Origin of the sequence: Aliirhizobium wenxiniae, from assembly GCF_014201355.1 — a bacterium.
In the GTDB taxonomy this organism is placed as follows: domain Bacteria; phylum Pseudomonadota; class Alphaproteobacteria; order Rhizobiales; family Rhizobiaceae; genus Neorhizobium; species Neorhizobium wenxiniae.
In genome coordinates this window covers 48,036-74,817 of the sequence record NZ_JACHEG010000012.1, presented here as the reverse complement: position 1 = coordinate 74,817, position 26,782 = coordinate 48,036, and the positions used below count along the sequence as shown (strand labels likewise).

General features: G+C 58.8%; 22 protein-coding genes and 1 riboswitch. Of the genes, 9 read left to right on the top strand and 13 right to left on the bottom strand.

Annotated features, from left to right (window positions below; all coding sequences use genetic code 11):
* The first annotated feature begins 64 nt into the window (after positions 1-64).
* Both HNQ72_RS28065 and ribB read left to right on the top strand, forming a co-directional pair.
* Positions 65-874, top strand: a complete 810-nt coding sequence (locus tag HNQ72_RS28065; RefSeq protein ID WP_183997587.1) for a DeoR/GlpR family DNA-binding transcription regulator — start codon at positions 65-67, stop codon at positions 872-874.
* Positions 875-972: 98 nt separating this feature from the next.
* A riboswitch (FMN riboswitch) is annotated at positions 973-1,118 on the top strand.
* Positions 1,119-1,230: 112 nt separating this feature from the next.
* Complete coding sequence (ribB, locus tag HNQ72_RS28060; RefSeq protein WP_183997585.1) at positions 1,231-1,863, top strand: 3,4-dihydroxy-2-butanone-4-phosphate synthase; 633 nt, start codon at positions 1,231-1,233, stop codon at positions 1,861-1,863.
* 51 nt (positions 1,864-1,914) lie between these two features.
* Here the strand turns inward: ribB and HNQ72_RS28055 are convergent, their stop codons facing one another.
* Positions 1,915-3,279 carry an ATP-binding protein gene (locus tag HNQ72_RS28055; protein ID WP_183997583.1) on the bottom strand — a complete coding sequence of 455 codons (1,365 nt, stop codon included), beginning with the start codon at positions 3,277-3,279 and terminating at the stop codon, positions 1,915-1,917.
* Positions 3,280-3,513: 234 nt separating this feature from the next.
* Here HNQ72_RS28055 and HNQ72_RS28050 point away from each other — a divergent pair, with 234 nt between their 5' ends.
* Together HNQ72_RS28050 and HNQ72_RS28045 are read left to right on the top strand one after the other, a co-directional pair.
* Positions 3,514-4,362, top strand: a complete 849-nt coding sequence (locus tag HNQ72_RS28050; RefSeq protein WP_183997581.1) for a MipA/OmpV family protein — start codon at positions 3,514-3,516, stop codon at positions 4,360-4,362.
* Between the two features lie 242 nt (positions 4,363-4,604).
* A complete protein-coding gene (locus HNQ72_RS28045) occupies positions 4,605-5,507 on the top strand; it encodes an inositol monophosphatase family protein (RefSeq protein WP_183997579.1) in 903 nt (300 codons plus the stop codon).
* 90 nt (positions 5,508-5,597) lie between these two features.
* Here the strand turns inward: HNQ72_RS28045 and HNQ72_RS28040 are convergent, their stop codons facing one another.
* Positions 5,598-6,320: a response regulator transcription factor gene (locus tag HNQ72_RS28040; RefSeq protein WP_183997577.1), complete on the bottom strand. Its 723-nt coding sequence runs from the start codon at positions 6,318-6,320 to the stop codon at positions 5,598-5,600.
* A gap of 236 nt (positions 6,321-6,556) precedes the next feature.
* Between HNQ72_RS28040 and HNQ72_RS28035 the strand changes: the two genes are divergently transcribed.
* Together HNQ72_RS28035 and HNQ72_RS28030 are read left to right on the top strand one after the other, a co-directional pair.
* Positions 6,557-7,327, top strand: coding sequence for a phosphatase PAP2 family protein (locus HNQ72_RS28035; RefSeq protein ID WP_183997576.1), 771 nt, complete (start codon positions 6,557-6,559; stop codon positions 7,325-7,327).
* Positions 7,328-7,356: 29 nt separating this feature from the next.
* Positions 7,357-7,722, top strand: coding sequence for an acyl carrier protein (locus tag HNQ72_RS28030; protein ID WP_244654616.1), 366 nt, complete (start codon positions 7,357-7,359; stop codon positions 7,720-7,722).
* 421 nt (positions 7,723-8,143) lie between these two features.
* Here the strand turns inward: HNQ72_RS28030 and HNQ72_RS28025 are convergent, their stop codons facing one another.
* The 3 genes from HNQ72_RS28025 to HNQ72_RS28015 all read right to left on the bottom strand — a co-directional run bounded on the left by HNQ72_RS28025 (position 8,144) and on the right by HNQ72_RS28015 (position 14,045).
* On the bottom strand, positions 8,144-11,227 hold the full coding sequence (locus HNQ72_RS28025) for an efflux RND transporter permease subunit (RefSeq protein ID WP_183997574.1): 3,084 nt from the start codon (positions 11,225-11,227) through the stop codon (positions 8,144-8,146).
* Positions 11,224-12,453, bottom strand: a complete 1,230-nt coding sequence (locus tag HNQ72_RS28020) for an efflux RND transporter periplasmic adaptor subunit (protein ID WP_244654615.1) — start codon at positions 12,451-12,453, stop codon at positions 11,224-11,226. Before HNQ72_RS28020 ends, HNQ72_RS28025 begins: the two co-directional genes overlap by 4 nt.
* Positions 12,454-12,584: 131 nt before the next feature.
* Complete coding sequence (locus HNQ72_RS28015; RefSeq protein WP_183997572.1) at positions 12,585-14,045, bottom strand: 4Fe-4S binding protein; 1,461 nt, start codon at positions 14,043-14,045, stop codon at positions 12,585-12,587.
* A 228-nt stretch (positions 14,046-14,273) separates the two neighbouring features.
* Between HNQ72_RS28015 and HNQ72_RS28010 the strand changes: the two genes are divergently transcribed.
* Genes HNQ72_RS28010 through HNQ72_RS28000 form a run of 3 tightly spaced genes read left to right on the top strand, consistent with a single transcriptional unit; the run spans position 14,274 to position 16,042 of the window.
* Complete coding sequence (locus HNQ72_RS28010) at positions 14,274-14,825, top strand: iron transporter (RefSeq protein WP_183997570.1); 552 nt, start codon at positions 14,274-14,276, stop codon at positions 14,823-14,825.
* On the top strand, positions 14,815-15,198 hold the full coding sequence (locus HNQ72_RS28005; protein WP_308422379.1) for a cupredoxin domain-containing protein: 384 nt from the start codon (positions 14,815-14,817) through the stop codon (positions 15,196-15,198). Before HNQ72_RS28010 ends, HNQ72_RS28005 begins: the two co-directional genes overlap by 11 nt.
* Position 15,199: 1 nt before the next feature.
* The gene (locus HNQ72_RS28000) at positions 15,200-16,042 is read left to right on the top strand and encodes an FTR1 family iron permease (protein WP_183997568.1); all 843 of its coding nucleotides are present in this window, start codon (positions 15,200-15,202) and stop codon (positions 16,040-16,042) included.
* A 65-nt stretch (positions 16,043-16,107) separates the two neighbouring features.
* Here the strand turns inward: HNQ72_RS28000 and HNQ72_RS27995 are convergent, their stop codons facing one another.
* The 8 genes from HNQ72_RS27995 to HNQ72_RS27960 all read right to left on the bottom strand — a co-directional run bounded on the left by HNQ72_RS27995 (position 16,108) and on the right by HNQ72_RS27960 (position 26,714).
* A complete protein-coding gene (locus tag HNQ72_RS27995) occupies positions 16,108-17,556 on the bottom strand; it encodes a M20 family metallopeptidase (protein ID WP_183997566.1) in 1,449 nt (482 codons plus the stop codon).
* Between the two features lie 125 nt (positions 17,557-17,681).
* Entirely contained in the window at positions 17,682-19,226 is a 1,545-nt protein-coding gene (locus HNQ72_RS27990) for an ABC transporter substrate-binding protein (protein WP_183997564.1), read from the bottom strand.
* A gap of 30 nt (positions 19,227-19,256) precedes the next feature.
* Positions 19,257-20,099 carry a serine hydrolase gene (locus tag HNQ72_RS27985; protein WP_183997562.1) on the bottom strand — a complete coding sequence of 281 codons (843 nt, stop codon included), beginning with the start codon at positions 20,097-20,099 and terminating at the stop codon, positions 19,257-19,259.
* A gap of 13 nt (positions 20,100-20,112) precedes the next feature.
* Positions 20,113-21,747: an ABC transporter ATP-binding protein gene (locus tag HNQ72_RS27980; RefSeq protein ID WP_183997646.1), complete on the bottom strand. Its 1,635-nt coding sequence runs from the start codon at positions 21,745-21,747 to the stop codon at positions 20,113-20,115.
* 8 nt (positions 21,748-21,755) lie between these two features.
* A complete protein-coding gene (locus HNQ72_RS27975; protein WP_183997561.1) occupies positions 21,756-22,574 on the bottom strand; it encodes an ABC transporter permease in 819 nt (272 codons plus the stop codon).
* Positions 22,571-23,515, bottom strand: coding sequence for an ABC transporter permease (locus HNQ72_RS27970; protein WP_183997559.1), 945 nt, complete (start codon positions 23,513-23,515; stop codon positions 22,571-22,573). Before HNQ72_RS27970 ends, HNQ72_RS27975 begins: the two co-directional genes overlap by 4 nt.
* Positions 23,516-23,692: 177 nt before the next feature.
* Positions 23,693-24,598 (bottom strand): LysR family transcriptional regulator, encoded by a 906-nt coding sequence (locus HNQ72_RS27965; protein ID WP_183997557.1) that lies wholly within the window; start codon positions 24,596-24,598, stop codon positions 23,693-23,695.
* Between the two features lie 175 nt (positions 24,599-24,773).
* A complete protein-coding gene (locus HNQ72_RS27960; protein WP_183997555.1) occupies positions 24,774-26,714 on the bottom strand; it encodes a heparinase II/III domain-containing protein in 1,941 nt (646 codons plus the stop codon).
* Between the last annotated feature and the right edge of the window lie 68 nt (positions 26,715-26,782).

Below are 26,782 nucleotides of genomic sequence, written 5' to 3'. Positions count from 1 at the left end.
GATCCCATAAAAGAGAATCGAATGGTTTCGATTGTTTGCGGTTCAAGGATTTAGGCAGGCCGGAATGGAAGCGAAAGAAGAGCAGGATGCTTCGGAGTCGATGATCGGTCTCCTGTCCGAGCCGAGACGACGCCGTATCCTCGAATGGCTGCAGGAAGAAGGGTCGGCGCGGGTGAGAGACCTCGCCGGCGCCTTCCGCGTATCGGAAGCGACGATCCGGCAGGATCTGGAACGGCTGGAAAGCGAGGGCTTCATCACCCGCGAGCATGGCGGCGCCTATCTGAATACCGCAGCGCCTGCGACCGGCACGATGACGCTCCATCATCAGGAGAACATGGACAAGAAGCGCCGGATCGGCGCGCTCGCCGCCAGCCTGGTCAAGGACGGCGAGACGCTGATCCTCGACGCTGGTACGACAACGACCGAAATCGCGACCCGGCTGACCAACCGGCGCGACCTGACGCTGATAACCAACGCGCTGAACATCGCCATCATCCTCGGCTCGGTGCCGACCTTCGCGGTGCATATGCCGGGCGGGCAGTTCAAATCTCCGACGCTCTCGCTTTCGGGCGACAAGTCGGTCGAATATTTCCGCAACATCTTTGCCGGCAAGCTGTTTCTCGCCACCGCCGGCGTGGCGCTCGATGCGGGCCTCACCTATCCGAGCTTTGCCGACCTGCAGCTCAAGGAAGCGATGATCAAGGCAGCGGCACATGTCTATCTCGTCGCCGATAGCACCAAGATCAACCGCTCGTCCTTCACCCGTCTCGGATCGCTGGACGTGATCAACTCCTTCATCACCGATGACGGCATTTCCGACCGAGATGCTAAAGAATTCGAGAAGCGCGGCATCGAGATCCTGATAGCAAAATAAAGCGCATCTTCCGGCGATTGCGCAATATTTTCATCCCTACCTGAATTTTCTGAGCGCGTTTGCCTGTTGCAATTCAAGCGTCTGTTGAAATAAACTCGCTCCGTTCTCAGGGCGGGGTGTAACTCCCCACCGGCGGTATCGGGGTTTCCCCCGGAGCCCGCGAGCGCTTCCTTAAAAAGGAAGGTCAGCAGATCCGGTGAGATGCCGGAGCCGACGGTTATAGTCCGGATGGAAGAGACCAACCCGCGGCGGCCTTTGACCGGGCTGCCCGTGGCGCTTGTTCGCCCAAGGGATAGTTTTGTCGGTGATAAGCCGATGCAACAGCCTTTACCGGCTTAACCCTTGAAAGACTTGAAATGACGATTTCCAGAATTGAAGATGCAATCGAAGCCTTTTCCCGCGGGGAAATGGTTGTGGTTGTCGATGACCAGGACCGCGAAAACGAAGGCGATCTGATTTTTGCTGCAGAAGATGCAACCAATGAGAAGATAGCGTTCATGATGAACAAGGCCCGTGGCCTGATCTGCATCGCCATGGACCACACTCGCATCGATGAACTCGAACTTCCCTTGATGGTGCCGAACAACACGGAATCGATGAAGACGGCCTTCACCGTGTCCGTCGATTACATTCCCGGCACCACGACCGGTATCTCGGCCGCCGACCGCGCCGCGACCGTCAAGGCGCTTGTCGACCCGGCAGCCCGCCCCGCCGATTTTGCCCGCCCGGGCCATATCTTTCCGTTGAGGGCAAATCCGGAAGGTGTTCTCGGCCGCCCCGGCCACACGGAAGCGGCAGTCGATCTTTGCAGGCTGGCCGGAAAGGCACTGTCGGGCGTCATCTGCGAAATATCCAATGACGACGGCACCATGGCCCGTCTTCCCCAGCTTGAGATCTTCGCGGAACAGAACGGCTTGCTGGTCATCACCATCGAGGACCTCATCCAATATCTGAATGACGCGAAGGCCGGAGCATTGGCGGCAGCCTGATCGGCTCCGCGCATTCGACCAAGATACGGCGAGCCTCACCGGCTCGCCGTTTTATTTTTGCTCCAGAGGCAGGATGATGCGCGCCACGAGCCCGTTGGGCTGACGATCGAGCAGAACCAGTTTTCCATGATGCGCCTGGACGATTTCGGCAACGATGGAAAGGCCCAGACCAAAGCCGGTTTCGGTGTCCTGGCGCGCCGTATCGACCTTGAAAAATGGTTCAAGCACACGGGTGCGATATTGCTCCGGAATGCCCGGCCCGTCATCGCTGATGTCGATGACCGCCTGCCCTTCGACGGCGCGAAGCTCGACCTTCACATGCGTGCCGAACTTTATCGCGTTTTCGCAGAGATTGGTAATCGCGCGCGTCAGCGCCAAAGGCTTGAAATTGGTGACCATGCGTGCGGGGCCACTATATTGCACGTCATGCCCCATGTCGGCGAATTCGTCACAGGTCGTCTGCAGCATGGAGCCGAGATCCGCGCGTTGCGAAACTTCCCGCTGGTGGTTGTCGCGAAGATAACCCAGGCTTTCCTTCAGCAGCCGGTCGATGCGCTCGATATCTCCGAGAAGGCCTTCCCTTGTCTCGTCTTCCTGCACTCTTTCCGCGCGAAGCCGCAGGCGCGTCAACGGTGTCCTCAGGTCATGGCTGATGCCGCGCAGCATCCTCGTGCGCGATTCCACCATGGTCGAAATCCGCCGCTGCATGCCGTTCAGCGCGCGGGCGAGTGTGACGATTTCGGAGCTTCCACGCTCTTCGAATATCGCCGGGCCGAGAGAGATATCCGCCTTCATTGCCGCCGACGCGATGCGCCGCAACGGGCTGGTCAGCGCCCCCACCGCAAACACCGAAAACAGGATGAGCAGCGTGACTGTTGCCACCAGATAGTTCGAACCGAATATCAGCGCATCGTTGCGAAGGAAGCTTTCGGGCAATTCCATGACGAGAAGTGTATCGTTGTCGACTTGCGCGGCAAGCACACGTTTTCCGTCGGCAAACGTCCTCCAGCCGCCGAATGGTACGGGGTGGTTTTCTGGAGGAAGTAGCCGATCGAGGATGACTTGGAGGAAAGGCTCGTCAGGCGAGGACGTGGTGAACCGTTCTGAATACGAGAGCGGCTGCAATGTCAGACGCCCGTCTTCGTGATTAGCCGCCGCCAGTATCACATCTCTGTCGCCGGGCGTTGCCGGCGCAAGCACAGAAGCGATCGCGGACACGTGGGCCGACATACTTTCCATATCAGGAGCGCTGTATTCCTCCCTGACCCAACTTTCGAGCGTCGAACCGATGATGAAAGCAATGATCAGGCAGGCAAAAATGACTGCGGTGATCTGGCCGTGAATGGTCGAAAACAACCGGGAGACCCGAAATCCCAAAACGCCCCCTTGGGCCGTTCCGCCCGGTACAGATTGCATTGCGGCCCCTATCGCAGGCCTGTTGCCCTGAAGATAAGGCCATCCGCCGCAAAACCACATTAAGTTTTGTGTCGATCGCGACTTGCTTGCCCTAGGCCACCTAATCCAGCTTGTCCGCAACAAAGCGTAACACAAAGACATGCTGAGCCGGATCCATCCGTGACAGGACAGATGCGTTGCATGCACGGCTCGCCCTTTCAGGTGATGCCCCGTGTCAAATTCACTGGAGCACCCATGTCTTTTATCCAACGGACCGATCGGCGACTTCTCGCAAGCGCCTTATACGTCACGCTCGCGATCGCCGGCACGGTTTCGACCACGCTTGCTGCCGATGCAGGCCTTTCAGGACAGCCGCCGGAACCGCCATTCGACCAGGAGCGGTTTAACAAGGAGAAACCCGAACGCAACTGGAGCCTCATCGTCGGCGCAGGCGGAATTTACGAGCCGGAATATGAGGGTAGCGGCGATTTCAAAGTACAGCCCGTACCATTCGTCGTCTTCACCTATGGCGAGTGGCTGGAGATCGATCCGCGCGGCGTGACGATCACCGCATTCGAGCACAACGGCTTCGCACTCGCAGCCAAGGTCGGTTACGAAGGTGGGCGTGATGAAGACGACGCTGACCGCCTGAGGGGACTGGGCGATATCGACTTTGCAGCCACGGTCGGCGCCAAGGCCTCCTACAAGTGGGACGGTTTCGAGATCTATGCGAGCGTTGACCAGACCATCGAAGGCAGCGAGAGCCTGATCGGCACATTCGGCGCGGAATATCAGGCGCCGGTAAGTGAGCGGCTGATCCTAGGCGCCGGTGTCGAAGCGGTAGTCGCCAACGACAAGCATATGCAGTCCTATTTCGACGTGACCGCCGCCCAGGCAGCAAAATCCGGTCTTCCAGAATACAAGGCCGAGGCCGGCCTGAAACGCGTCAACGTTTCGGCATCGGCAATCTACCTCCTGAGCGAAAACTGGCTCATCCGCGGCGAGGCCGGCGTGGGCTTCCTGACAGGAGACGCCGCAGACAGCCCGATCGTGGAAGAAAAGACACAGCCCTCAGCTTCTCTATTCGTCGGCTACAAATTTTAAGGCGGGGAGGCGTTTGGAGCGAGGGCCGGGCATTGTCCGGCTCTCAGGAATACTCTCTGTCGCGAATGTCAGGACTTCCCCGACAAATCATTTCTGTTCTCAACCTCAACTCTGTTTGGCCAGCGTCGCTCGTGGCTACTCCGATAGAGGTTACCCGAATTGTCCAACGCCGTGGACCTCAACGCAGCGGCAAGCTAAATATCGATGACCGTATCTTGCTGGCGAAACGGTTCGGAGGGGGCATGCCTATGCTCGATATTGCCAAAATATCCGCAATCGCCGAAAGCGCAGCAAGAAAGGCCGGGCACGCCGTCGTGAGCGAATGGATGGCCTCTCGCTCGGATATCCGTAGCAAGGGCGGAACAGACATAGTAAGCGCCGCAGATATCCTTTCTGAGCGAATAATATCATCCTGCATACTCGGGGAATTTCCGGCCCATCGGATCCTGTCTGAAGAGGATAGCAGCAGCCATGCCTACAACTATTCCGGCCCGCTATGGATCATCGACCCAATTGACGGTACCGCCAACTACGTGCGCGGCCATCCATATTTCGGGATATCGGTAGCGTTCGCTATGGATGGGAAGGTGTTGGCTGGCTGTGTCCATGCACCAGCCCTTGACGAGACCTTTCGCGCAGTTAGAGGCGAGGGCGCGACCTTCAATGGCACGCGCATAGAGCCTTCGTCGCCAACAGATTTGCTTCGGTCGGTCGTCAGCACCGGTTTCCCTCACGACAAAACCAGCGTTGGATCGCTGAGCCAGCGGGTCGATCTACTTCTGCGCAATTGTCAGGATATTCGTAGAAGCGCGTCACCTGTGCTCGACATTTGTTATGTTGGCATGGGTCGCCTAGACGCGCATACTGAAAGTCTTTTCCCTTGGGATGTGGCCGCCGCCGGGTTGGTGGCGATGGAAGCCGGCGCGGCTAGAAGCCACCTCACATCCGTGGAAGGTGATAAACCGTTAGATCTTTTGAGTGACGATGTCTTGTTTTCGGCGCCCGGAATTCACCAACAGCTTCTATCGCTTCTGCGTTCTGTGCAGAATTGCGTCTACCACCTTTCGCGCGCGATCCCGCCTAACGTCGCCAGTCAGCAATTCACTCCACTTGCGATACGCCTTCGCCGCAATTCCGCAGATTAAAACCGGAGTTCTGCGACTGGCGAGCACGCAGTCATGAAGCCGGAGTTATCTGCCGATTACATCACCCATGGTTCAGCGCGCCTCGAGCTTTCAGCCCTGCTCGACATTTGCGGTAAACATGTAGCCGCCGAGCCGCACGGTTTGCAGCAGAACCGGGCTTTTCGGATCCGCCTCGATCTTCTGCCTGAGACGGCTGATATGGACATCGACGCTGCGTTCGATCGGACCGGCAAGGCCGGTATGGGTGAGCGAAAGCAGCTCTTCGCGCGTAATTACGCGGCCTGGATTGCGGCAGAAGGCGAGCAGCAGATCGAACTCTGTCGTCGTCACGGAAACCCGGGCGTTACTTGGATCGTGCAGCTGTCGACGCAGGGGGTCGATCTGCCAGCCCTCGAAGCGTAGTTTCCGCTGAACCGCAGTGTTCACCAGCCCATAGGATGCCCGCCGAAGCAGGCTGCGGATACGGGCAACGACTTCGCGGGGGCTGAATGGCTTGGTGACATAATCATCGGCGCCGACCTCCAGCCCGACTATGCGGTCGACCTCTTCACCAAGCGCGGTCAAAAGAATGATCGGCGTCGTCTTTTCCGAGCGGATGCGCCGGCAGATGCTCAGACCATCCTCACCGGGCAGCATGACATCCAGGATGATGAGGTCGAATTCGTTGTTGCGCAGCAGGGCATTCATCACATGCGCGTCTTCGGCAACGGTTGCAGTCATGCCGTTTTCCTGGATGGCCAGCGCGAGCAGTTTACCGATCTCGGGATCGTCCTCGACAATCAAAATCTTTGCATTGGCTGAATTTGCTTGCACGGCTGTAGTCCCTGATCGCCTGAATGCACGCGTGTCGCATACTGGCCGGATAGCATATGTTTCGCTTTATTAAGTTTTGTTACGAAGCTTGGGAAGCGTCCCAAAATTCAAGCGGTTATTGCCTCCCTGCATGACTCCATAAACCGCACCACAGGGCGTGCAACAATACGAAATAAGACGAAATGAACCGAGGATGTTGCCCGGATTAGTTTGCCCCGAAAACCCGGAGCAAACCCATGACGCCGTCGATCCTGCACCGCAAGCAGACAAGATTCCACCTTTCGCTCGTACTCATGGCAACGATGGTGGCAAGCGGAGCATTCTACCTCAATCCCTCGATCGATATGGCCGTCTCGCGGTATTTCTTCGATGGCGAGCAGTTTCCTTTAAGACACAATGGATTGCTGCAGGCGCTGCGACAGGCGAATTTTTGGGCGGGTACCATCGTCATCGGTGCCTCGATGGCACTGTCGGTCTCGCGTCGTCTCAGGAATGCGCTCGGTGTCAGCCTCGGGCGCACGCTCGTTCCCCTGATCACCTACGGAGTGGGTGTCGGCCTCATCGTCAACATGTTCCTGAAGGACACTTTCGGGCGTGCAAGGCCGCGCGACACACTTGGCCTGGGTGGCGATCAGCCACTTTCTGCAGCCTGGGAAATGTCTCAGGCCTGCGCGTCGAACTGTTCCTTCACCTCGGGAGAAGCCGCCGGCGCAATGGCGATGATGTCGCTGCTTTACCTTATCCCAGCCGGGGGGAAACTGACGCGCCGAGTTGTGCAGATTCTTCTTGGAACACTCGCGATATCACTATCCTTCAACCGCATCCTGTTCGGCGGACACTATCTCTCCGACGTCGTGCTTTCCATGCTTATCGTCACCATCGTGATGCTCGCAGCCGAATTGCTGGTCGCCCGAACCCGATGGGAGAAGTTCTTGCTGAGAAGAGCGGCTTCAAGGCTTGGTCGGCGTGAAAACACTGCCGGCATCGCCTTATCGCCGACGCGATGAGGCCGGTCGATATGGGTGGGATGCATGCAGTGCCTGCCGCCTCGCAATCGATAACTGACGACTTCGCAAACAGCACCGCATCCCATCACAACGCCAAGGGAGACCGCACCATGCAAACTAGACCTCATGCAGGCTCCCTCCAAAACAACAGCGAAGATCTGGTCGATAGGGTCAAAGGCATCATCGCCACCTATCTTGATCTCCCGTTGGAGCTTCTCGTTGATGAGGCGAGCCTATTGCACGACCTGGGTGCGGACTCCCTGGAAATTACCGAGATGATGATGGTTTTCGAAGAGGAGTTCAGCTGCACGATCGATGACAACGCGGCCGACCACCTTTTTACGGTTGGCGACATCATAAGGCATCTGCAGAACCTTGCTGATGCTCAAGACTGATCGGCTTCGGGGAAATTACATGCCCGCAGGCAACAACCCATGTGTTTGAAGACAACGTTGCTTTCGCTGTCCCTTCCCCTGAAGCCCTTACGAGATCAGGCAGTTCCCACCCGACACAGGTTGCTCTGAATGGCCCGGAGACCTCTTTCGCGCCTCCTGTTCCAGGTGCTGATATCGGTTATTCTCGTCAGCGCGCTTCTTGGTGGCCCTGTTATCCTGATGCTTCTAGTTGATCGCAGTTACTGAGAGCCTGTCGCGACATTTCGGGAAGAATGGGATCGATACGGGATCATCTCCGCTCTTCCAATTTATGAAATTATCAAACTCCGCCGAAACAGATGACGGGGCCAGCCTGCGGAAGCTGGCCCCGTCTAGACGCGCCGGGGATCGGCCTGGGGGGCCGCGTGTTATGGCGCGTCTATTATATAGGCTCCTCGTCCACACGGCTTTCGGCCGACGGGAGGAAGGGCCTAAAGACACGGCTTGCACGATCACCGCCGGCGGAGACGATCAGGTGCAAGGAGGGGATAACCACAAGCGAAAGGATGGTGGAAACGAGAAGCCCACCGATCACGGCGATTGCCATGGGTGCCCTGAACTCGCCCCCTTCTCCTATGCCGAAGGCCGAGGGCAGCATGCCACCTGCCATGGCAAGCGTCGTCATGATGATCGGGCGCACGCGCTCGCGGCAGGCCTCGACAACGGCCTCTCCGCGCGAAAGCCCATGCGCCTCCCGCTCGACGGCGAAATCCACCAGCATGATCGCATTCTTGGTGACGATACCCATCAGCATCAGGATACCGATCACGACAGGCAGGGATATCGGGTAGCCGCTGAGAAGCAGCGCCGCGACAACACCGCCGATAGAAAGAGGCAGCGACGCCAGAATGGTGAAGGGCGACAGGATGCTTTTGAAAAGCAGGACGAGGACGATGAGCACCAGCATGATCCCGCCGCCCATGGCAACCGCAAAACTTTCGAAGATCTCGCCTTCCGTATCGGAATCGCCGGTTGCCTGGACGCGTACGCCATCCGGCAGCGTCTTGACGCCTTCGAGCTGCATCAGCCGCTCAAGCCCCTGGCCCGAGGTCAGGCCGTTGGCCATGTCCGCGCCGATCTCGATCCGGCGCTGGCGGTCGAAACGATCGACCGCCGCGATTGTTTCGTCGAAACTGATCGTAGCGATCGCAGACAGCGGCAGTTGCCGGCCATTCGCCGCTGGCACGCTCAGCGTTTCGAAAACCGGCAATTTGCCACGCGCGGCACGATCAAGAACGACGCGGATCGGGATCTGGCGCGAGCCTTCAACGAAATTCGCCAGGCGCGAATCCACATCGCCAACGGTAGAAATGCGCATCGTGCTGGCAATGGCTGCTGTGGAGACGCCGAGCGTTGCGGCCTTTTCGGTATCGACCGTCATGCGCAGCTCCGGCCGCATCGCGACATTGTCACTCGAAGCCCCGACGAAGCTGCTGTCTGAGGCCATCTCGCGCAGGATCCGGTCTGTAGCGGCCTGAACGGCATCGCCGTCACTGCCCAGCACGGAAAAGGATATGTCGCGACCGCCGCGATCGTTGAGAAAGCGCAGTCGGATATCGGGAATGTCGACCAGCGCCTTTTCGAGTTCGGCTTCGATGGCGAAGGAGGGCCGGTTCCGCTCCGCCTTGTGCACAAGGTCAACGGAGACGACCGCATAACGCACGTCCTGCTGGCCACTCATGCTCGATCCGGCCCTAACCAGCACACCCTCGACTTCGGCGACCTTGCCGATCGTTGCCGCGATCCCGTCGGTGACCTCACGGGTTTCGTCGATGCTTGTGCCGGGAGGCAATTCGACGGTCAGTGTCAGACGGCCGGTGTCTTCTTCCGGCAGAAACGTCGTCGGCACCGACATCAGCGAGACCATTGCCAGTGCAAACAGACCGAAAGCGACTGTGACCGTCGCCCATTTCCAGCGCAGGGTCAGCCGCAACAGCCACTCATAAGCGAGCGACAATCTGCCTTTTTTCGGTTCGACCGGCGGAGCGGCGGTCATGATATAAGCCGCCATGACCGGGGTAATCAGCCGCGCGACGAGAAGCGAGAAGAATACCGCGATTGCCACGGTCAGGCCGAATTCGCGGAAATAAAGCCCGACGACGCCGCTCATCAGCCCGACTGGCGCAAAGACGGCGATGATCGTTGCCGAGATAGCAATCACCGCCAGACCGATTTCGTCCGTTGCATCAAGTGCCGCACGATAGGCGGATTTCCCCATGTTGCGATGCCTGACGACGTTCTCGATCTCGACGATCGCATCATCAACCAGGATACCGGTTACCAGCGTGATGGCGAGCAGGCTGAGAATGTTGAGCGAGAAGCCGAGCATGTCGATTGCAAAGAATGTCGGGATGATCGACAGCGGCAATGCGACAGCCGCAACCAGCGTCGCGCGCCAATCGCGCAAGAAAAGAAACACGACGACGATTGAGAGTGCCGCACCTTCCAGCAGAGTATTGATCGCCGAGCGATAGTTTCCCTCCGTATAGGAAATCGTATCATCGACGATCTCGAAGCGGAGACCGGGATGGCTGAGGCGCAGTTTCTCGACAGCGGCGGACACTTCGTTCGCCACGGTGACGGCGCTTGCACCCTGGGAACGATAAACGGAGAAACCGACCACATCAGCGCCGTTCAGGGTCGCAAATGCACGCGGCTCGGCAAATGTGTCGCTGACGGTTGCAACATCCGCCAGCCGGACCGAGTTTTCGCCGCCAAGCGAAAGGCGCGTTTCCGCCAAGCCGGAAACGGTGCTCGCGGCAGCGGCCGTCGTCAACACCTGCTCACGGCCTTCCATATCACTGCGCCCGCCGGAGCGATCGAGCTGGGTTTCCATGATCGTCTCGTTGACCGAGCTTACCGAAAGCGAAAGCGCCTGCAGCCGGTCGGCATCGAGTTCGACATGGATCTCGCGGTCGGCCCCGCCGATCCGGTCGATACGCCCGACGCCGGAAAGTCCCTGCAGGTCGCGCTTGACCGTGTCGTCGATGAACCAGGAGAGTTCGGTCACCGTCATTTCCTGGCTGGAGACGGCATAGGTGACGATAGATTGCGCCTCCTCCTCGATCCGCTCGATGATCGGCTCGTCGATCGTGCCCGGCAGATCCCCTCTGATCCGTGTCACGGCATCGCGCACATCGTTCATTGCCCGATCGGGCGACACCAGGCCAAGCTCGAACTCGACCGTGGTGACGGAACGCCCCTCCCCGATCGTCGAAGACAGTTCCTTGATCGCCGGAAGCGAGGCGATCGCGTTTTCGACAAGCCGCGTGACTTCGGTTTCCAGTTCGACAGGCGTGGCGCCAGACTGCTCGACCGTGACCTTCACGGCAGGCGTTATGATCGTCGGGAAATAGGTGATCGGTAGCCGGGTAAAACTATAGATGCCGACAACCGTCAGGATGACGAAAAGCAGGATGGAGGGAAGCGGATTGCGGATCGCCCAGGCGGAGATATTGCCGTTCATCGCGCCGTCCCCCTGCTTTCCATGGCAAGGGCGGAAGCCATATGATCGGAAACCGACCGTTCTGACATTGCCATGACGGGCCGGACCTTTTCCTGGGCTTTCAGAAACCCGCCGGATTTCAACACCACCATCTCGCCATCGCTGACACCGGCGATGATTTCGACAAAGCCTTCCTGACGGACACCGACAGTCACGTCGCGCCGATCCACGACACCATCCTTGACGACAAAGACATTGCTTACGCCGCTTGCGGTATTCACAGCACTTCCGGGAAGGAGAATGTTGCGTCGTGCCGGGGCGTTGATACTGCCACGGGCAAAAACGCCGGGCTTCAGCCCGTCCGCCTCATCCAGTTCGATGCGCACTTCGCCGCTGCGCGTAACGGGATCGATCTGCGCCGCATTCAGCCGCAGCCGGCCACCGAGCTGGCCTTCATATCCCGGCAGGCTGATCTGCGCCCGCATGCCTTCATCGAGCCGCAGGAAACTCGTTTCCGTCACCTGCGTGGAGAATTCGATTTCAGCATCCTTTGCGATGACGAATAGCGGATTTGCGGATGCGGACGTCATCGCCCCAATGCGCGCTGTCCGCTTGAGCACCAGCCCGGCATCGGGCGCGCGGACCGTGCTGCGCTCAATCGTCAGCTCGATTTCCTTCCGTTCGTGGGCAATCAGTTCCGCATCGGCTTCCGCCAGAGCAAGCGACTGGCGCGCAAGCCGCAGTTCCGCCACTGCGCGGGCATGGGCGTTTTCATGTTCGTCCAGAAGCTGCTGCGATACGGCGCCTCTCGGCTGCAGCGACCGGCTGCGCTCCAAAAGCTTGCGCGCCTCTGCCTCGCTGACGGCGGCAACTTCCAGCCTGCTTTCCTCCACTTCGGCGGCAGCTCTTGCCCGCAGCATGCTGACAGAATTCTTGTCGAGCAGCATGCGTGCTTCGGTCGTGTCGATTAGCGCAAGCGGCTGCCCTCTCTCGACCCGCTGCCCGACTTCGGCAAGGATATGTTCGATCACCCGCCCCTCGATGAAAGGACGAACTTCCACCTCTTCACTGGCAACCAGCGAGCCGACAACGGGGATCCTCTCGGTCACCTCGCCTTTTCGAGCAACGACGACCGTGACCGGAGTTTGGCTTTCAGCCTGTGACGCCGAGAAGAAGACCAGCCACAGTAACAATGCCGAGATGGCAAGACGCATTTGCGGCAGCACTGATCGGGATATCCCGTACATGAGGCACCTTTCCGTTTTATCCGCAGGTGTCTGCGGATGATCCGGAAGCAACCGTAGCGATCAGACGCGCGGCCGGTGTGTCGTCACGTTAAGAAAGGTTACGCCCGCTGCCAACCCGGCAATGCCGTCGATCAAAGCCCGATGATCGCCGGCCACCAGCCGAGGCCGACGAAGAGGCTGCCGGCAATGCCGGGAAGCAAAGGCAAAAGGCGACTGATCGGCGCGACCTGCTGTCGTTCGAGGATCTTTATTCCGAGCCAGACGCTCCACAGCAGCCCCATGAGGAACAGCCCGCCGCGGATGGCCCCCGCACCGCTTGCGCCAAAGGCGGTATATCGTAGCGGTTCCAGCAGTTCCGCCCCAAGCCCGATGATCAGGCTGATCAGCGCGATCGGGGCATATTGATAACCGAGTTCCGTGAACAGCTGCCCGAAGCTTGCATCTGCCCCCGCACGTTTCGCCAGAAAAGCACTCGCCGCAGTCAACATAGCAAGCACGGCAGTCAATGTCGCCATGACTGCCAGCATGAAGAAGACGATCAAGATGAAATCGAGCCAGCGGAATACTTCGGCACGCGCCGGATGAACGCTCATCAGCCACGAGGGGCCGACGGTAGTGACCCAGTTCCAGTGATGCTGGATTGCGAATACGCCGAAAGCCTGCCGCCATTGCTGATATTGCGGCAGCACCAGCCAGAGAAAGCCGCCGAGTGCGACGCCGGTATCCAGAAACAGGAACCAGGCTTCCGCCTTGTTGGCGCGATGATCACGTATGTCCTCGATTTCGCGGCCCGGACGGCGGACATCCAGCCGGATGCTGCCAGCCGCGTGAGGGTGGACGCAGCGAAAGCACTCGATACAGTGCCGGCTTTCACTCTTGCGCGGCAGGTCGATCATCGTCGGGCAGGCGCCTTTCTGACTATAGGCATCGCCGCCAGGCAGCCGGATTTTCGGCGTGAACTGAACCGCTCCGAGCCGGGAATAAAGCCCGAGCACCCGGCCGATCGGGCAGAGATGCCTGCACCAGACTCGTTTCTTCCGGCCATAAAGGCCGCCGATCGCGATGGCCAGCAGCATGGTACCGCCGAAGAGCCCTGCAGCGGCTTCGGGATGATCGCGCACACCGATCGTCTGGCCGTAAAGCGTCATGACGATGAAGCTCAGTGCAGGCGTGCCCTCCCAACGTATCCAGGCCGGGATCTTCTGCTGCAGGCCATAGCGGTTGGCAAGCTCTGAAGCAGCACCCATCGGGCAAAGAAGCCCGCACCAGATCCGCCCGAAGACAATGACAGAGAGAAAGACGAGTGGAAACCAGATGCCCCAAAGCAGATATTGCAGCGCCAGCGTTCCATTCGACAGTGGGGTAGTCTCGGGCGGCGGATCAGGCAGTAGAAGCGGCAGGCCGAGTACCAGAAGGAACACGAGAAACATTAAGCCCTGGATGATCCAGTAATATGGGCGCGTCCGCACGAAGAATGCTTCCAGTGCGGTCAGCCAGTTTGGACGTTCGGGCAGCTCCTCCGCCTCAATCGGCAACGATGATGTGAACGTTGACGCCGGAGCGAAATCACGATGACGGTAAATCTCTGTCATTTCATCTCTCTCGGCACAACAACAATTTCAGCGTGTAAATATGTCGCACGCCCGAATTGGAGTGAGATACCAATCAATCAGGATAAACACTCTCATATTTAACATGGAGATCAGCCGAAGTACTTGAATTTTGTCATTTACATCATGGCCTTGATAAAAACTTTCGGACTTGACTCCAGATTTTTCAAAGCAGATGCTCGCGCCACGTTTTCCCGAAAAGGACCTGTTATGCGCGAAACCCACATTTTCAAAACGGCATTCCTGCCCGCCGCTTTTGCGGCTGCAACACTCTTTTCCGTCGGCTCGGCATCTGCCCTGGAATATCCGATCGGAGAGCCGCAGGAAGCTGGCGGCATGGAAGTGGCTGCGGTCTATCTGCAGCCTATCCTGATGGAACCCGCCCATATGATGCGCGCAGCCGCCGATTCCGACGTGCATCTGGAAGCCGATATTCACGCCACGAAGGATAACAAGAACGGCTTTGCCAATGGCGACTGGGTGCCGAACCTGACAATCAGCTATGTGCTGACCAAGGGCGGCGCGAAAGTGTCGGAGGGCCCGCTGATGCCGATGGTTGCCTCCGACGGGCCGCATTACGGCGACAACGTCAAGCTCGACGGCCCCGGCGAATACAACCTCGTGTTCAAGATTGCAGCGCCGGACGGCATGATGTTCGGCCGCCATGTCGATGACGAGACCGGCGTCGCCAAATGGTTCGAGCCGTTCGAGACCAGCTATGACTTTACCTTCACGGGCGTGGGTAAAAAGGGTGGCTACTGATCACCCTCGACCCCGTAACGAACAGTGCCTTGGCCTCACCATGGCACTGTTCATTGCCTTTTCGATTGTCCCGCCGACAATAGCGACGGCCGCTGACGATCCGAGCTTCACCATCACCTTTAACGATGGCGAGGTTTCTCCGTCGCGTCTCGAAGTGCCGGCCGAAACCCGCTTCGAAATCCGGCTGATCAACAATGGCAAGACGCCGGCAGAGTTCGAGAGCATTCCGCTGAGCAAGGAGAAGGTGATCGGACCCGGAGTCTCGACCTTCATCGTCATCAAGTATCTCGATCCGGGTGAATATTCGTTCTTCGACGATTTCCATCCGGACGCGCCGCCCGCGGTTCTCGTCGCGGTTCCTTCTGAGGACTGACATGTTTGCCTCCATTGCCTTTGTCGTCTGGCGCGAGAGCGTCGAAGCCCTTTTGGTGATCGGCATTCTCGATGCCTGGCTGGTCAGCCGGAGCGTGGAGACAGGCCGCGCCCGCGGTTTTCTCTGGGGCGGCGCGGCGGCGGGACTTGCCATCGCCGGAGTGCTTGCAGTGATACTGCTTTGGCTTGGCGAGGCATTTTCCGATGACGCCCAGACGATCTACCAGACGGTGATCGCGCTGCTCGCAGCAGGGCTCATCCTGCAGATGGTCTTCTGGATGCGCAGTCATGCCCGCTCGATGCGCAGCGAGCTCGAAAGCTCTCTGAGCACGGCGATTGCCGCAGGCAGCTGGTGGGGCGTCTTCGCCCTTGCGCTCATTGCGGTTGCCCGCGAAGGCAGCGAGACGGTCGTGTTCATCTACGGCATTCTGTCTGCAGGGGTCATGGGTTCGCCGCTTGCCGGTATTCTTGCCGGACTGACCGGTTTCGTCGCGGCCGCAATCACCTATGCACTGCTGATGACCGGCAGCAGGGTCATCTCGTGGAGGGTTTTCTTCCGGATTTCCGAGATCGTGCTGCTCTTCCTCGCCTGCGGCCTTCTAATGACGGGGATCGACGGGCTGATCAATCTCGACATCCTGCCACGCCTGTCGCGCGCGCTGTGGAATAGCAATTTCCTTCTTTCCGACGGCACCACCGCCGGCGGCTTCTTCGCATCTATGACCGGCTATCGCGCCCGGCCAAACCTGATGCAGCTCATCGTCTTCTCTGGCTACTGGATCGCGGTGCTGGCCGTCATCTACCGGCCACGCAAAGGTTCGTTCTCCACCGCTGCGCATCACTAGCGATTTGCTGGGTAACTTAGTGCCAGCTGATTGTGCGGCCATTCCCTGAATGGCCGTATCTCTTTTCACACAGAGGAATGTGTGGCCGGCATCACATTGTCGGGGATCGGGCACACATATTTCCTGCCATCGGTCTTCTCGGTCCATTCCGCCTTGGCCGCTTCCAGAAGTTCGGGAGACGTCATAAGCGAGAGGCCGGTCGCCGCCAGCGTCTTGGCTGCATGTGCCATGGCTTTGTGAGCACCCGCACTTTTTCCCTGCGCCACCACCTGCCAGGTGTGAGGGTTGGTGCCGATTGCCCAGGTGGGCGTCCAGCATTGCGCTGTCGGCGTTACCCAGCTTACATCTCCCACATCCGTAGATCCGGCACGGAAATGCGAATGCCCCTCGAAGTCGCGCAGCCCCAGATGCAACGGTGTCGAACCATCGACCTTTGCATTGGAAAAGACATCGCCCTTGATCTGATAAAGGCGGATGCTGCTCTTGATCGCCTCGTCGGTGAATGTGTCCTGGATCGATTTCGCGAATGCGAGATCCGTTTCATCGAAAGCGATGGGACCAAGCGCCATCATGTTTTCATGCATGGCCGTTTCGAGCGTAATGTTGGGCAGAAGATTGGTGGAGGCGGTGTCGAAGACGATTTCGACCTCTGTCTCGGTCATCATCGCCGCACCGTGTGCAACTTTGTCGACCCGCTTGGCAAGATCGAGCGCCTGCGACATCTCCGGCGCGCGGACCAGATAGACAACTTCCGCCTGGGCCTGCACGACATTGGCGGCGCGCCCTCCGGTATCGGTTATAGCATAATGCACGCGGCAATCCTGGGGCATGTGTTCGCGCAGGAAATTGACGCCGACATTCATCAGTTCAACGGCATCCAGCGCCGAACGGCCGAGATGCGCTGCATTCGAGGCATGGGCGGCAAGGCCCTTGAAGCGATAGAAATATTCGAGAACCGCCAGATTGTTGGTGGAACGTACGCCGTTGAACGGCGCCGGATGCCAGGTAAGCGCCGTATCGACGTCATCAAACAGGCCTGCACGCACCATGAACGTCTTGCCCGAGCCGCCTTCCTCGCCTGGGCAACCGTAATAACGCACGGTGCCAGCTAGGTTGTTGTCCTTCATATGCCGGGCGAGCGCGATGGCCGCCATAAGGGAACCGACACCTAAGAGATTGTGGCCACAGCCGTGGCCGTTTGCGCCGGAAACAACCGGCTTCGACTCGGCTACATCCGCAGCCTGACTCATTCCCGCCAAGGCGTCGAATTCTCCGAGCAGCGCGATCACCGGCTTGCCGCCGCCGAATTCGCCTATGAAGGCAGTGTCCATGCCGGCCACGCCACGACGCACAGCAAACCCATTCTCCTCCAGCGCCTTTGCCAGCATATCCGACGAGCGCCTTTCTTCGAATTTCAACTCGGCAAAATCCCAGATTTTGTTACTGAGTTCGGAGAATTCCGGTTTCATCTTTTCGATCGCATTGGCAATCGACGTCACTGCATCGCGGTTCATGGCCTGTCCTCGCATGAATGTGTGAGCGCCCTCAGGACGCAGAAAACCATCCGGCGATCTCCCGCCGGTTGAATTTCCTTAAAAAGGTAGACAGGCGCGCCGATCTTTGCCGGCGCGCTCAAAACTCAGTCTTCGACCGAAACTTCCCAGAGGCGGGCATTCGATTGCCAGACCGGCTGGCCCTTCAGCTTCTTCGTCGCGCCCCAGACGTCCACCATGTCGTAAAGAAAGATGCCCGGCATTTCCTTCAGCATCAGCTCATGGAACTCATCGAAGATCTTCTGACGCTTTTCCTGATCGGCTTCTGCATAGGCGGCATTCATCAGCTCGACGGCTTTCGGATCGTCCCACATCAGCGAGGCGTTCTTGTCCTTGTTGCCGACATAGAAAGAATACATCAGCGCCGGGTCGAGACGCGGCGCGACCGACTGCGAGATGACCTGATAGTTGCCGGAGCGGCGGCGATCGACCTGCGTGGCATAATCCAGCACTTCGATCTGCACGTTGAGACCGGCCTGCTGCATCATCGCCTGCGCCATGACGGCAGCCGGAAAGCTTGGCACATTGCCGCGCTTGTTGGCGATGATCGAGATCGGCTCACCCTTGTAGCCGGCATCCGCCAGTTCCTTCTTGGCAGCCTCGATATCGTAGGGAAGCCGCGTCTTCTGAGTCTCGTCGAAATAGACGCTGTCCTGCGATACCATCGAGCCGTTCGCCTCGCCGGTCCCGTTCGATGCGGCGGCGACCAGTTCATCAAGATCGAGCGCCATTGCCATGGCGCGACGCACGCCGGGATTGCTCAAGACCTTGTCGCGGGTCTGAATGTAGAACAGGTTCTTGCCATTGTTGCGCGAAACGATCAGCTGCGTCTTGTCGCTGGCCTTGAACTCCGGGATAAGATCGGGTGAAATTTCGGCCGTATCGAGCACGCCGGACTCCAGCCCGGCCTTCACGGTCGATGCATCCGGAATGACCATGAACTTGATGCCGTCAGCCAGTGGTCGCTTGGAGCCTACCATGCCATCCGGCTTGCCCTCATTCTCCGGCGAGACGTAATCAGCGAATTTCTTCAGATGGATATACTCGCCCTTCTTCCACTCGTCCCATTGGAACGGTCCGGTTCCGATCGGCTTGACGAAGCTGCCATCGGCCGAAACGGAATCCGGTGAGATCATGCCGGTATAACCGCATTCCGGACGTGACATCAGGCCAAGGAAGACCGCAGAGGGTTTTTCGAGGGTGATTGCGACCGTGGAGGCATCAACGGCCTTTACATCCTTGACCGGTGCTGCACCGCCCTTGGCGAAGTCGTTGAGGCAGGTCCATTTGGTTTCCGGCTTCAGGTAACGCGTCCAGTTCCAGACGACGTCATCCGCCGTCATCGTCTTGCCGTTGTGGAATTTCACATCCGTGCGCAGCTTGAACGTATAGGTCAGGCCATCGGCGGAGGTTTCGAAACTCTTGGCCAGAAGCGGCTTCACCTCGCCGCTATTGTTGTAACCGACGAGACCCTCGACGATGTGCAGGATGACGCCATCGGTATTGCCGTCACGGTTGACGCCGGGATTGGCGCTGCGCAGGTCGGAACTCTGCGCAATGGTGATATCGCGGGCATTGGTGATGCTGGTCATTGCAAGCACAGCCGTGCCTGCCAGAAGAAGCTTTTTCATTGTTCTACCCTCTTTTGCCATTGTTGATTTTTACGACTGGAACCCGTTCCAGCAGGCCTGCGCCAGCCGGCCGATCGTTTCGAGCGAAAGCGTGTATCCCGGCGTGCCATCCGGCATGACCTGCGGCACGTCATCTGTATAGGCGGTGATGATGAAGAAGGGCGCGCCTTGCCTGTAGACGATGCCGGCATCCATGCGTCCGCGCTTGCCGCGCCCGCTCTTGCTTGCCACCAGCGTTTCGAACGGCAGGCGAGAACGGATGCCGTAGCGCAGGATCTGGTGCTTCAGCGTCTCCATGGCGAAGGCACAGAGTTCTGCGCTGCAGCCGAGCCTTTGCTGCGCCTCAGTCGAGGATTGCGCATCGAGAATGGTCTGCAGCAGCAGAACCTGATCGGCAGCCGAGGTCGTCGTCACCGTCGTCAGCGCGTGATCGGCCGGCAGGGCGAGCGGCGGAATGAGGAAGCGGTGGTGGGTATTGGCCATTCCAAGCGCTTTGCAGTAGCTGTCCACCTCTTCCAGCGTCAGCCGCTCCAGCACCATTTTCGTGCAGACATTGTCGCTCAGCGTCATCATTCCCGTGATCGCATCACGCAGCGAGATGACAATGCCTGGCGTCATGTAGCGGAACATGCCGCTGGCGACTTCCTTGGCCAACCGCTCCTCATAGGTGACCGGTTCATCCAGGTTGAGCCGCCCTTCATGAGCGGCCTTGAGTGCGGCCATCATGATCGAGGTCTTGCGGGTGCTGCCGGAAGGCGTTTCTTCGTCGGCGCCGCGGCGGATCTCCTCCCCCGTCAGCAGATTGCGCACCATGAAGCGCGTGACAAAGGGCTGGGCGTCGCAGATCGCGGACAGCTGGTCGGCAGTCGTCATCGTATCCATCCTGTTATGCATCGTTTTCCAGACGCCATTTGAGTGTCACGCCGCCCCGCTCGTTGTGCCCGAGCGCGGGAATGGCCGAGAGCAAACGGCGGGTATAGGCTTGCTTGGGATTGTCGAAGATCGCGTCGCGATCTCCCTCCTCTATGATCCGGCCGTCCTGCATGACGACAACACGGTCGGCCACCTGCTCGACCACACCGAGATCGTGGCTGATGAACAGGCAGGAAAAGCCGTAGCGTTTCTGCAGGTCGGAAAAGAGGTCGAGCACCTGCGCACGCACTGTCACATCTAGAGCAGAGACAGGCTCGTCGGCGATCAGGAAGCGCGGCCGGCGGGCAATCGCGCGAGCAATCGCCACACGCTGCCGCTGTCCGCCGGAAAGCTCGTGCGGATAGCGGCTGGCATAGTCGGCGTTAAGACCTACTTCCTCCAGCGTTTCCAGCGCCCGTTTGCGCTTTGCCTGTGCGTCGAGATCCGGCACCAGTCGAAGCGCCTCCTCGACCAGCGCAAGAATGGTCATGCGCGGATCGAGCGAGGAATACGGGTCCTGAAACACCATCTGGCAATTGAGGCGATAGTCGCGCCAGTCATCATCGCGGGAGCGGCCCTGGAAGCGGATATCGCCTTCGCTTTCCTTGACCAGACCCGCGATCGTGCGGCCAAGCGTGGTTTTTCCGGAACCTGAGCCGCCGACAAGCGCGACAACCTCACCCTCGTGGATATCGATACTGATGCCATGCAGGGCGCGCTTGGGCTTGGCCTTCTTGAGCAACGATTTGCGTCCCGCATAATCGACGACGATATTGCGGGCCGAAACCATAGGCGCCTTCGACGTATCGAGCGAACGCGCTTCACCGCGAAAGGGCAGCGAGGACAGAAGCTTCCTCGTGTAATCATGCTGCGGGGCATCGAGCAGGTCTTCGGTGCGCCCTTGCTCGACGATCGAGCCTTTTTCCATCACCACGATGCGGCTTGTATAACGCGCCACCATCGGCAGGTCGTGGCTGATCAGCAGAACGGCGGTGCCTTCGGCCCGTGTCAGTTCGACCATAAGCTCCATGACATCGCGCTGGATGACGGCATCAAGCGCCGTTGTCGGTTCATCGGCAATCAGCAGCGCCGGTTTCAGCAGCATGACCGAAGCCAGCATGATGCGCTGGCGCATGCCGCCGGAAAACTCGTGCGGATAGGCGGCAAGCGCCCCTTCCGGCTCGCGGATGCCGACACGTTTCAGCATGTCGAGAATGCGGTCGCGACGTTCCTGTGGTGACAGTTTGGTGTGAAGGACAAGCCCCTCTTCCAGTTGCCGGCCGATGGTCATCGACGGGTTGAGCGAGGTCATCGGCTCCTGGAAAACCACGCCGATTTCGCCACCGCGCAAATGTCGAAGCTCCCTGTCCTTCATCTTCAGAACATCGCGGCCCTTGTAGCGGACGGAGCCACCCGTAACCTTGATGGCCGGGGGCAGAAGCGAGATCAGCGCACGCGTTGCCAGCGTCTTGCCGGAGCCGCTTTCGCCGACGATGCCAAAGATTTCGCCCGGCGCGATGTCGAAGGAGATGCCCTTGACCACCTCGAGACCGGTGTGGGCAACTTCAAGCGAAAGGCTGTTGACGCTCAGAAGCGTTTCTGCGGACATGTCCTTGGTCATTTCAGGCCCCTCATGCGCGGGTCGAGGCGGTCGCGAAGGGCGTCGCCGAGCAGATTGATGCCGAGCAGGGTCAGCGCGATGCAGATACCGGGGAAAAGACCCAGCCAGACGGCCTGCTGGATGAAGGGACGGCCGGCAGCCAGCATGTTGCCCCATGTGGGTGCCGGCGGCGGCACGCCGAGACCAAGGAAGGAGAGCGCGCTTTCCGACAGGATCGCCCAACCGAACATCGAGGTGGCAAGCACGGTGATCGGCGCAAGGCAGTTCGGCAGAACGTGACGGAACAGCGTGAACAGCTCACCATTGCCCATCACCCGCGACGCCTCGATGAATTCCCGCTCGCGCAGCGACAACACGGCGCCGCGAACAACGCGGGCCATGGAAGGCGTATAGGCGATCCCTAGTGCGAAGATGATGCCATACTGATTGGCGCCGAAGACGGCGAGTAGGCCAAGCGCCAGAAGAATACCGGGAAAGGCAAGAAGCGCATTGTTGACGGCCATGATGACGCCGTCCACCCAGCCGCGAGCATAACCGCTGACAAGGCCGATCAGCGTGCCGCAGACGGTCGCGAAACTGACCGTCAGGAAACCGATCCAGACGCTCGCCTGCGCACCGACCATCAGGCGGCTCAGGACATCGCGGCCGAACTCGTCGGTCCCGAGAAGATGCGTGGCGCTCGGCCCGGCAAGACGGGCGGTGAACGACAGTTTCATCGGGTCGAACGGCGTCCAGAACAGGCCAAGTGCGGCGGTTGTGATGAGAACGGTTATGAGAAACCCGCCGATAAGACCGTTGAGAGTGAATTTTTTCATTCGGCGACAACCCGCGGATCAAACAGGGGATAAAGCAGGTCGACGACGAGATTGACCAGCACATAGGATAGTGAGACGAACAGCAGGCAGCCCTGGATAACCGGGTAATCGCGGGCAAAAATGCTGTCGACCATCAGGCGGCCGAGGCCGGGAATGGTGAACACCGTCTCGATGACCGCAATGCCGCCAAGCAGGTTGCCGAGGATGAGGCCGATCATCGTCCATGTCGGGCCGAATGCATTCTTGAATGCATGCCGCCACAACACGGCGCTTTCCGAAAGCCCCTTGGCACGAGCATGGGTGATGTAATCGAGACGCAGCACTTCCAGTGTCGAGGCGCGCGCCATGCGGATCAGCACGCCGGCCTCATGGATGACCAACGTCATCACCGGCAGCACCAGATAAAGTAAGCCGCCAACCACGTTGTCGCCGATCGAGACGTAACCGAGAACCGGCAGCCAGCCGAGTTTCAGCCCGAAAAGCAGCAGCAGCAAAAGCCCTAGCCAGAATGTCGGGATCGACAGAAGCACCGTTGCGGTACCGACCAGCGCCAGATCGGTTATGCTGTTCTGCCGCCAGGCAGCAATCACACCGGCCGGCACGGCAATCAGGCTGGCCAGCAGAACGGCGATCACGACGATTTCCGCGCTGACCATGAAACGCGAGACAACGAGCGGCAGGACGGCTTCGTCATTGACGATCGAGCGTCCGAAATCTCCGTGAAGGACATTACCGGCCCAAATGACGAACTGTTGCGGCATCGACTTGTCGAGGCCGAGCTCGGTGCGCATGGCGGCGATCTGGTCGGGCTGCGCCATGTCGCCCAGCATCAGGGCTGCGGGATCACCGGGAATGAAACGGATCAGCGCAAAAACCGTGATCGAGACAAGCACGATCGTCGGCAGCGCCATCAGAAGACGGCTCAGTATGAATCTCAGCATTGTTTCCCCACGATTGAAGGCGGCTTTCCATTCCGCCAGCATCGGTTTCGTTAATTAAGGCTATGACGAAATGATTTTAGAAGCGCAATATTATGCGATTTTGTCATATACCTATGCATCTCGCGGGCCGCAATTCGCCGTCCGGAAAGCCCAAGTTTCAAGATTAATTAGCTAATCTCATTCGATTTTTTGAGAAAGCTGAATTTGCCGCTGCAAAGCATCGCTCAAGGCTTGCGCCGCGATCGACAGCGGAAAGCCCGCAGCGCGCGCCAGGCCGAAATCCTGCCTAGCCTGTGGAACGAAAGGGCGCTGCACGACAGGCAGATGCCGATAAAGATTGGCGTAGAAACTGCTGATGATCGACACCCCCAACCCTTGCGCAACATAGGCACAGGCGGAACTGTTGGTATGCGTCTCGATCTTCACCATCTGCTTCACGCCGGCGCGTGCAAACTGCTGGTCGAGCGCCATCCGGTTCGGTCTCTGCCGGCCGATGAGAACCAGCGGTACATTGCGCAGGTCCTTTGCCGAGATTGTTTCCAGTTCCGCCAACGGGTGGTCCTTCGGCACGACGCAGACACTCGTGCCGCTTGCCACCTTGTCGACCACAATCCCCGGACCGGTCTCGCCTTCCATGCGCAGGAAGCCGATATCGATGACCCTCTCGCCCACCAGCTTGTTGATTGCCGTCGTGCTTTCGAAAAAGGTTTCGATACGCACTCCGGGGAAGGCGCGAATATAATCCACCAGCATGGCCGGAGCGAAATTTTCCCACATGCTACTTGGCAGCCCGATACGCACGATCTCCGGGCCGGACGCGCCGCTGCGCAGATCTTCCGCATGGCTGGACATACGGTCCACGGCAAGAAGAATATTTTCCGCGTCATGGCCCAGCGCAAGCGCCTCGGGCGTCGCGATGAGACGGCCCTTGTCACGCGCAAACAACGTGATCGAGAGATCCTGCTCCAGCTGCTGCAGCATGCGGCTGACACCTGACTGACTAAGCCCCATCGTCTTTGCAGCGGCAATCGTCGAGCCGGTTGCCAGAAGCGTGCGAAGCACTTCCAGTTGCTTGATGTTCATGGGTTGGATCTCGTGATTTCGATAATGACTGCCAGATCGGAGCTTCCGCTTCCGACAACATATGCCACATCCCTCACGATATGCTATCTTTCGGCACCGGCACGAAGCCCAGGTGCGAACATCGGCGGCGCTTTCACTCACCCTATGATGGATCAGCGAAAGCGCTAGGCGGAGATCAACCGATCTCGATCGAGAAACCGAAGATCGCCTTTTCGATGTCAATCGCCTCGAAACCGATCTTGAAAACCCGGCTTCCCCAGACATCGAGGTGGCGCGGGTCTGTAATCTCGATCGGCTCCAAACCGGTGACGCGAAGATTTTTCGGGGTAATGACCAGTACGCTGTGTTTCCCGTAGAGCCGGCACACCCCGTCAGTCCCAACCACTATTTTTCGATCGGAGACATGAAGAGGAAGTTCAAAGCGGGTGAGCGGCTCCCTCAAATCGATCTCGTCGCTGATCTCTATCTTTGCCGTGTCATGGCTGAAATTGAGGTGTCGGATCATTCGCCGCGATCCTGGATCACGGAAATAGGCAGGGCTTGCGTCGAGAGACAGATAGCTGCTGGTACCTTCGTGGCGGTACGCCACATCGCGCGCTTGCGAGCCTTTTCCCGCATATTGGAGGTAGCCGTTCACGGCCGGAACGTTGTGCCCCTTCGAACTGATATGCCACATATCATATCGCGTCTCGGTGAAAGTGGCGCGCGAATAGGCCCCCTGTCCCAGATCGATAATCATCGGCTCACCGTCCAGATAGACGCTGAAATGACCAACGTCGTTATGGGAGTGATGGTTGACCTCCGGGTCATTGCTGCCGGCAATCGCGCTCAACATTAGCCCGGCGCCGGCCTTTTCCTCGGATCGGGCAATCATCATCTGCATGTCGGCGAGCCAGACGCTTTTCTCACATGTCCTTGCCGCCGATTTTCTGTTTTCCGGTGTCCAGAAAAGCAATCGGGTCAGGTGAACGAGAAACTGGCGGGCGTAATCATTGCGCCCACGGCCCCGGCCCGGATTAGCGAGCTTGTGACGGGCCGAACGGTCGATATCATCGGCGACAAGACCGGACAGTTGGTCAGAGCCGATAAGGCTCGCATAGCGGCTGAGCAGCCCCTGATCCAGATCGATCTTCAGACTGCCATCCGCGAAGTTGACGAAGAGGTTACCGCCGATATTGAGCGGCAATATATGCTCCCCGAAATTGCGGAACTTCTGATTGTCCCCCGCCTTCAGATCGATACCGAAGCGTTCCTCGACAAGACTGACAAAACCGGCAAGCCGCCCGGCGCTGACCACCCAGTAACCCGGACCTTCGATGCAAGCTCCGGATGGCTCTATCGTGTCGAAAAAGCGCTGCATCGGCACCATCAGCTTCATGGCTATGGCAGCCAGCCGCTGGTCGTCCTCAACGGTATAGCAGGCGGCAAGCAAAAGATTATGTGCGCACCATGCCGTCCAGTTGTTGCGGCCTAGATACCAGCCGTAATGTTTCGGTCCTTCGAGAAGCTTCAGCGCACGGCGATCGATCTCGCCCTGGATGCGATAATAAAGCGACGGAACGGTTTCGAGCAGGGTGTGCTTCAACAGATAACATGCCTCGGCCAGCGTTGCCGCCGTTTCGCAGGCGAAGAGATCGAGATAGTCGTCGCCCGGAACCGGAAGCGGATCGTCCTCCTTCCAGGGATTGGGCTGCTTGAACATCACCATGTCGTGTTGCCCGGCAAAATTATGCGCGGGCACGCACCAGCTTATTTCGCCCAGGATTTCCCAGAGGTAGTCGATGATCTTAGGAAGATAGGTTCCGTCGGCTTTCAGGCACTCGGCGATGACAAGATGGGAAAGTTCGTAGCGGCGGCGAAAGTAGTTCTCCTCATAGAGAAGCCGGTCGCCATTCGTCATGAAATTCATGTACATGGAGCCGGTCAGCGGATCGATCTCCTGATCCAGCAAAAGATCCGCGACCGCGATCATCGCCTCCGCCGCGACTTTCAGATTCGGATCACCAGCGATGGCCTTCCACTGAGATCGATCCTGAATGCCGGGAAACGGCTTCCAGTTTCGGTTTTCGGACAATCCCTTGAGAAGTTGTTCGATCTTCATCGCGTCTTTGAACATTTCGATATTCCCATTCGGGCAGCGCCGTCGGTTCCAGAACCGGCTGGCGCGCCACTTCCGTTATTTCT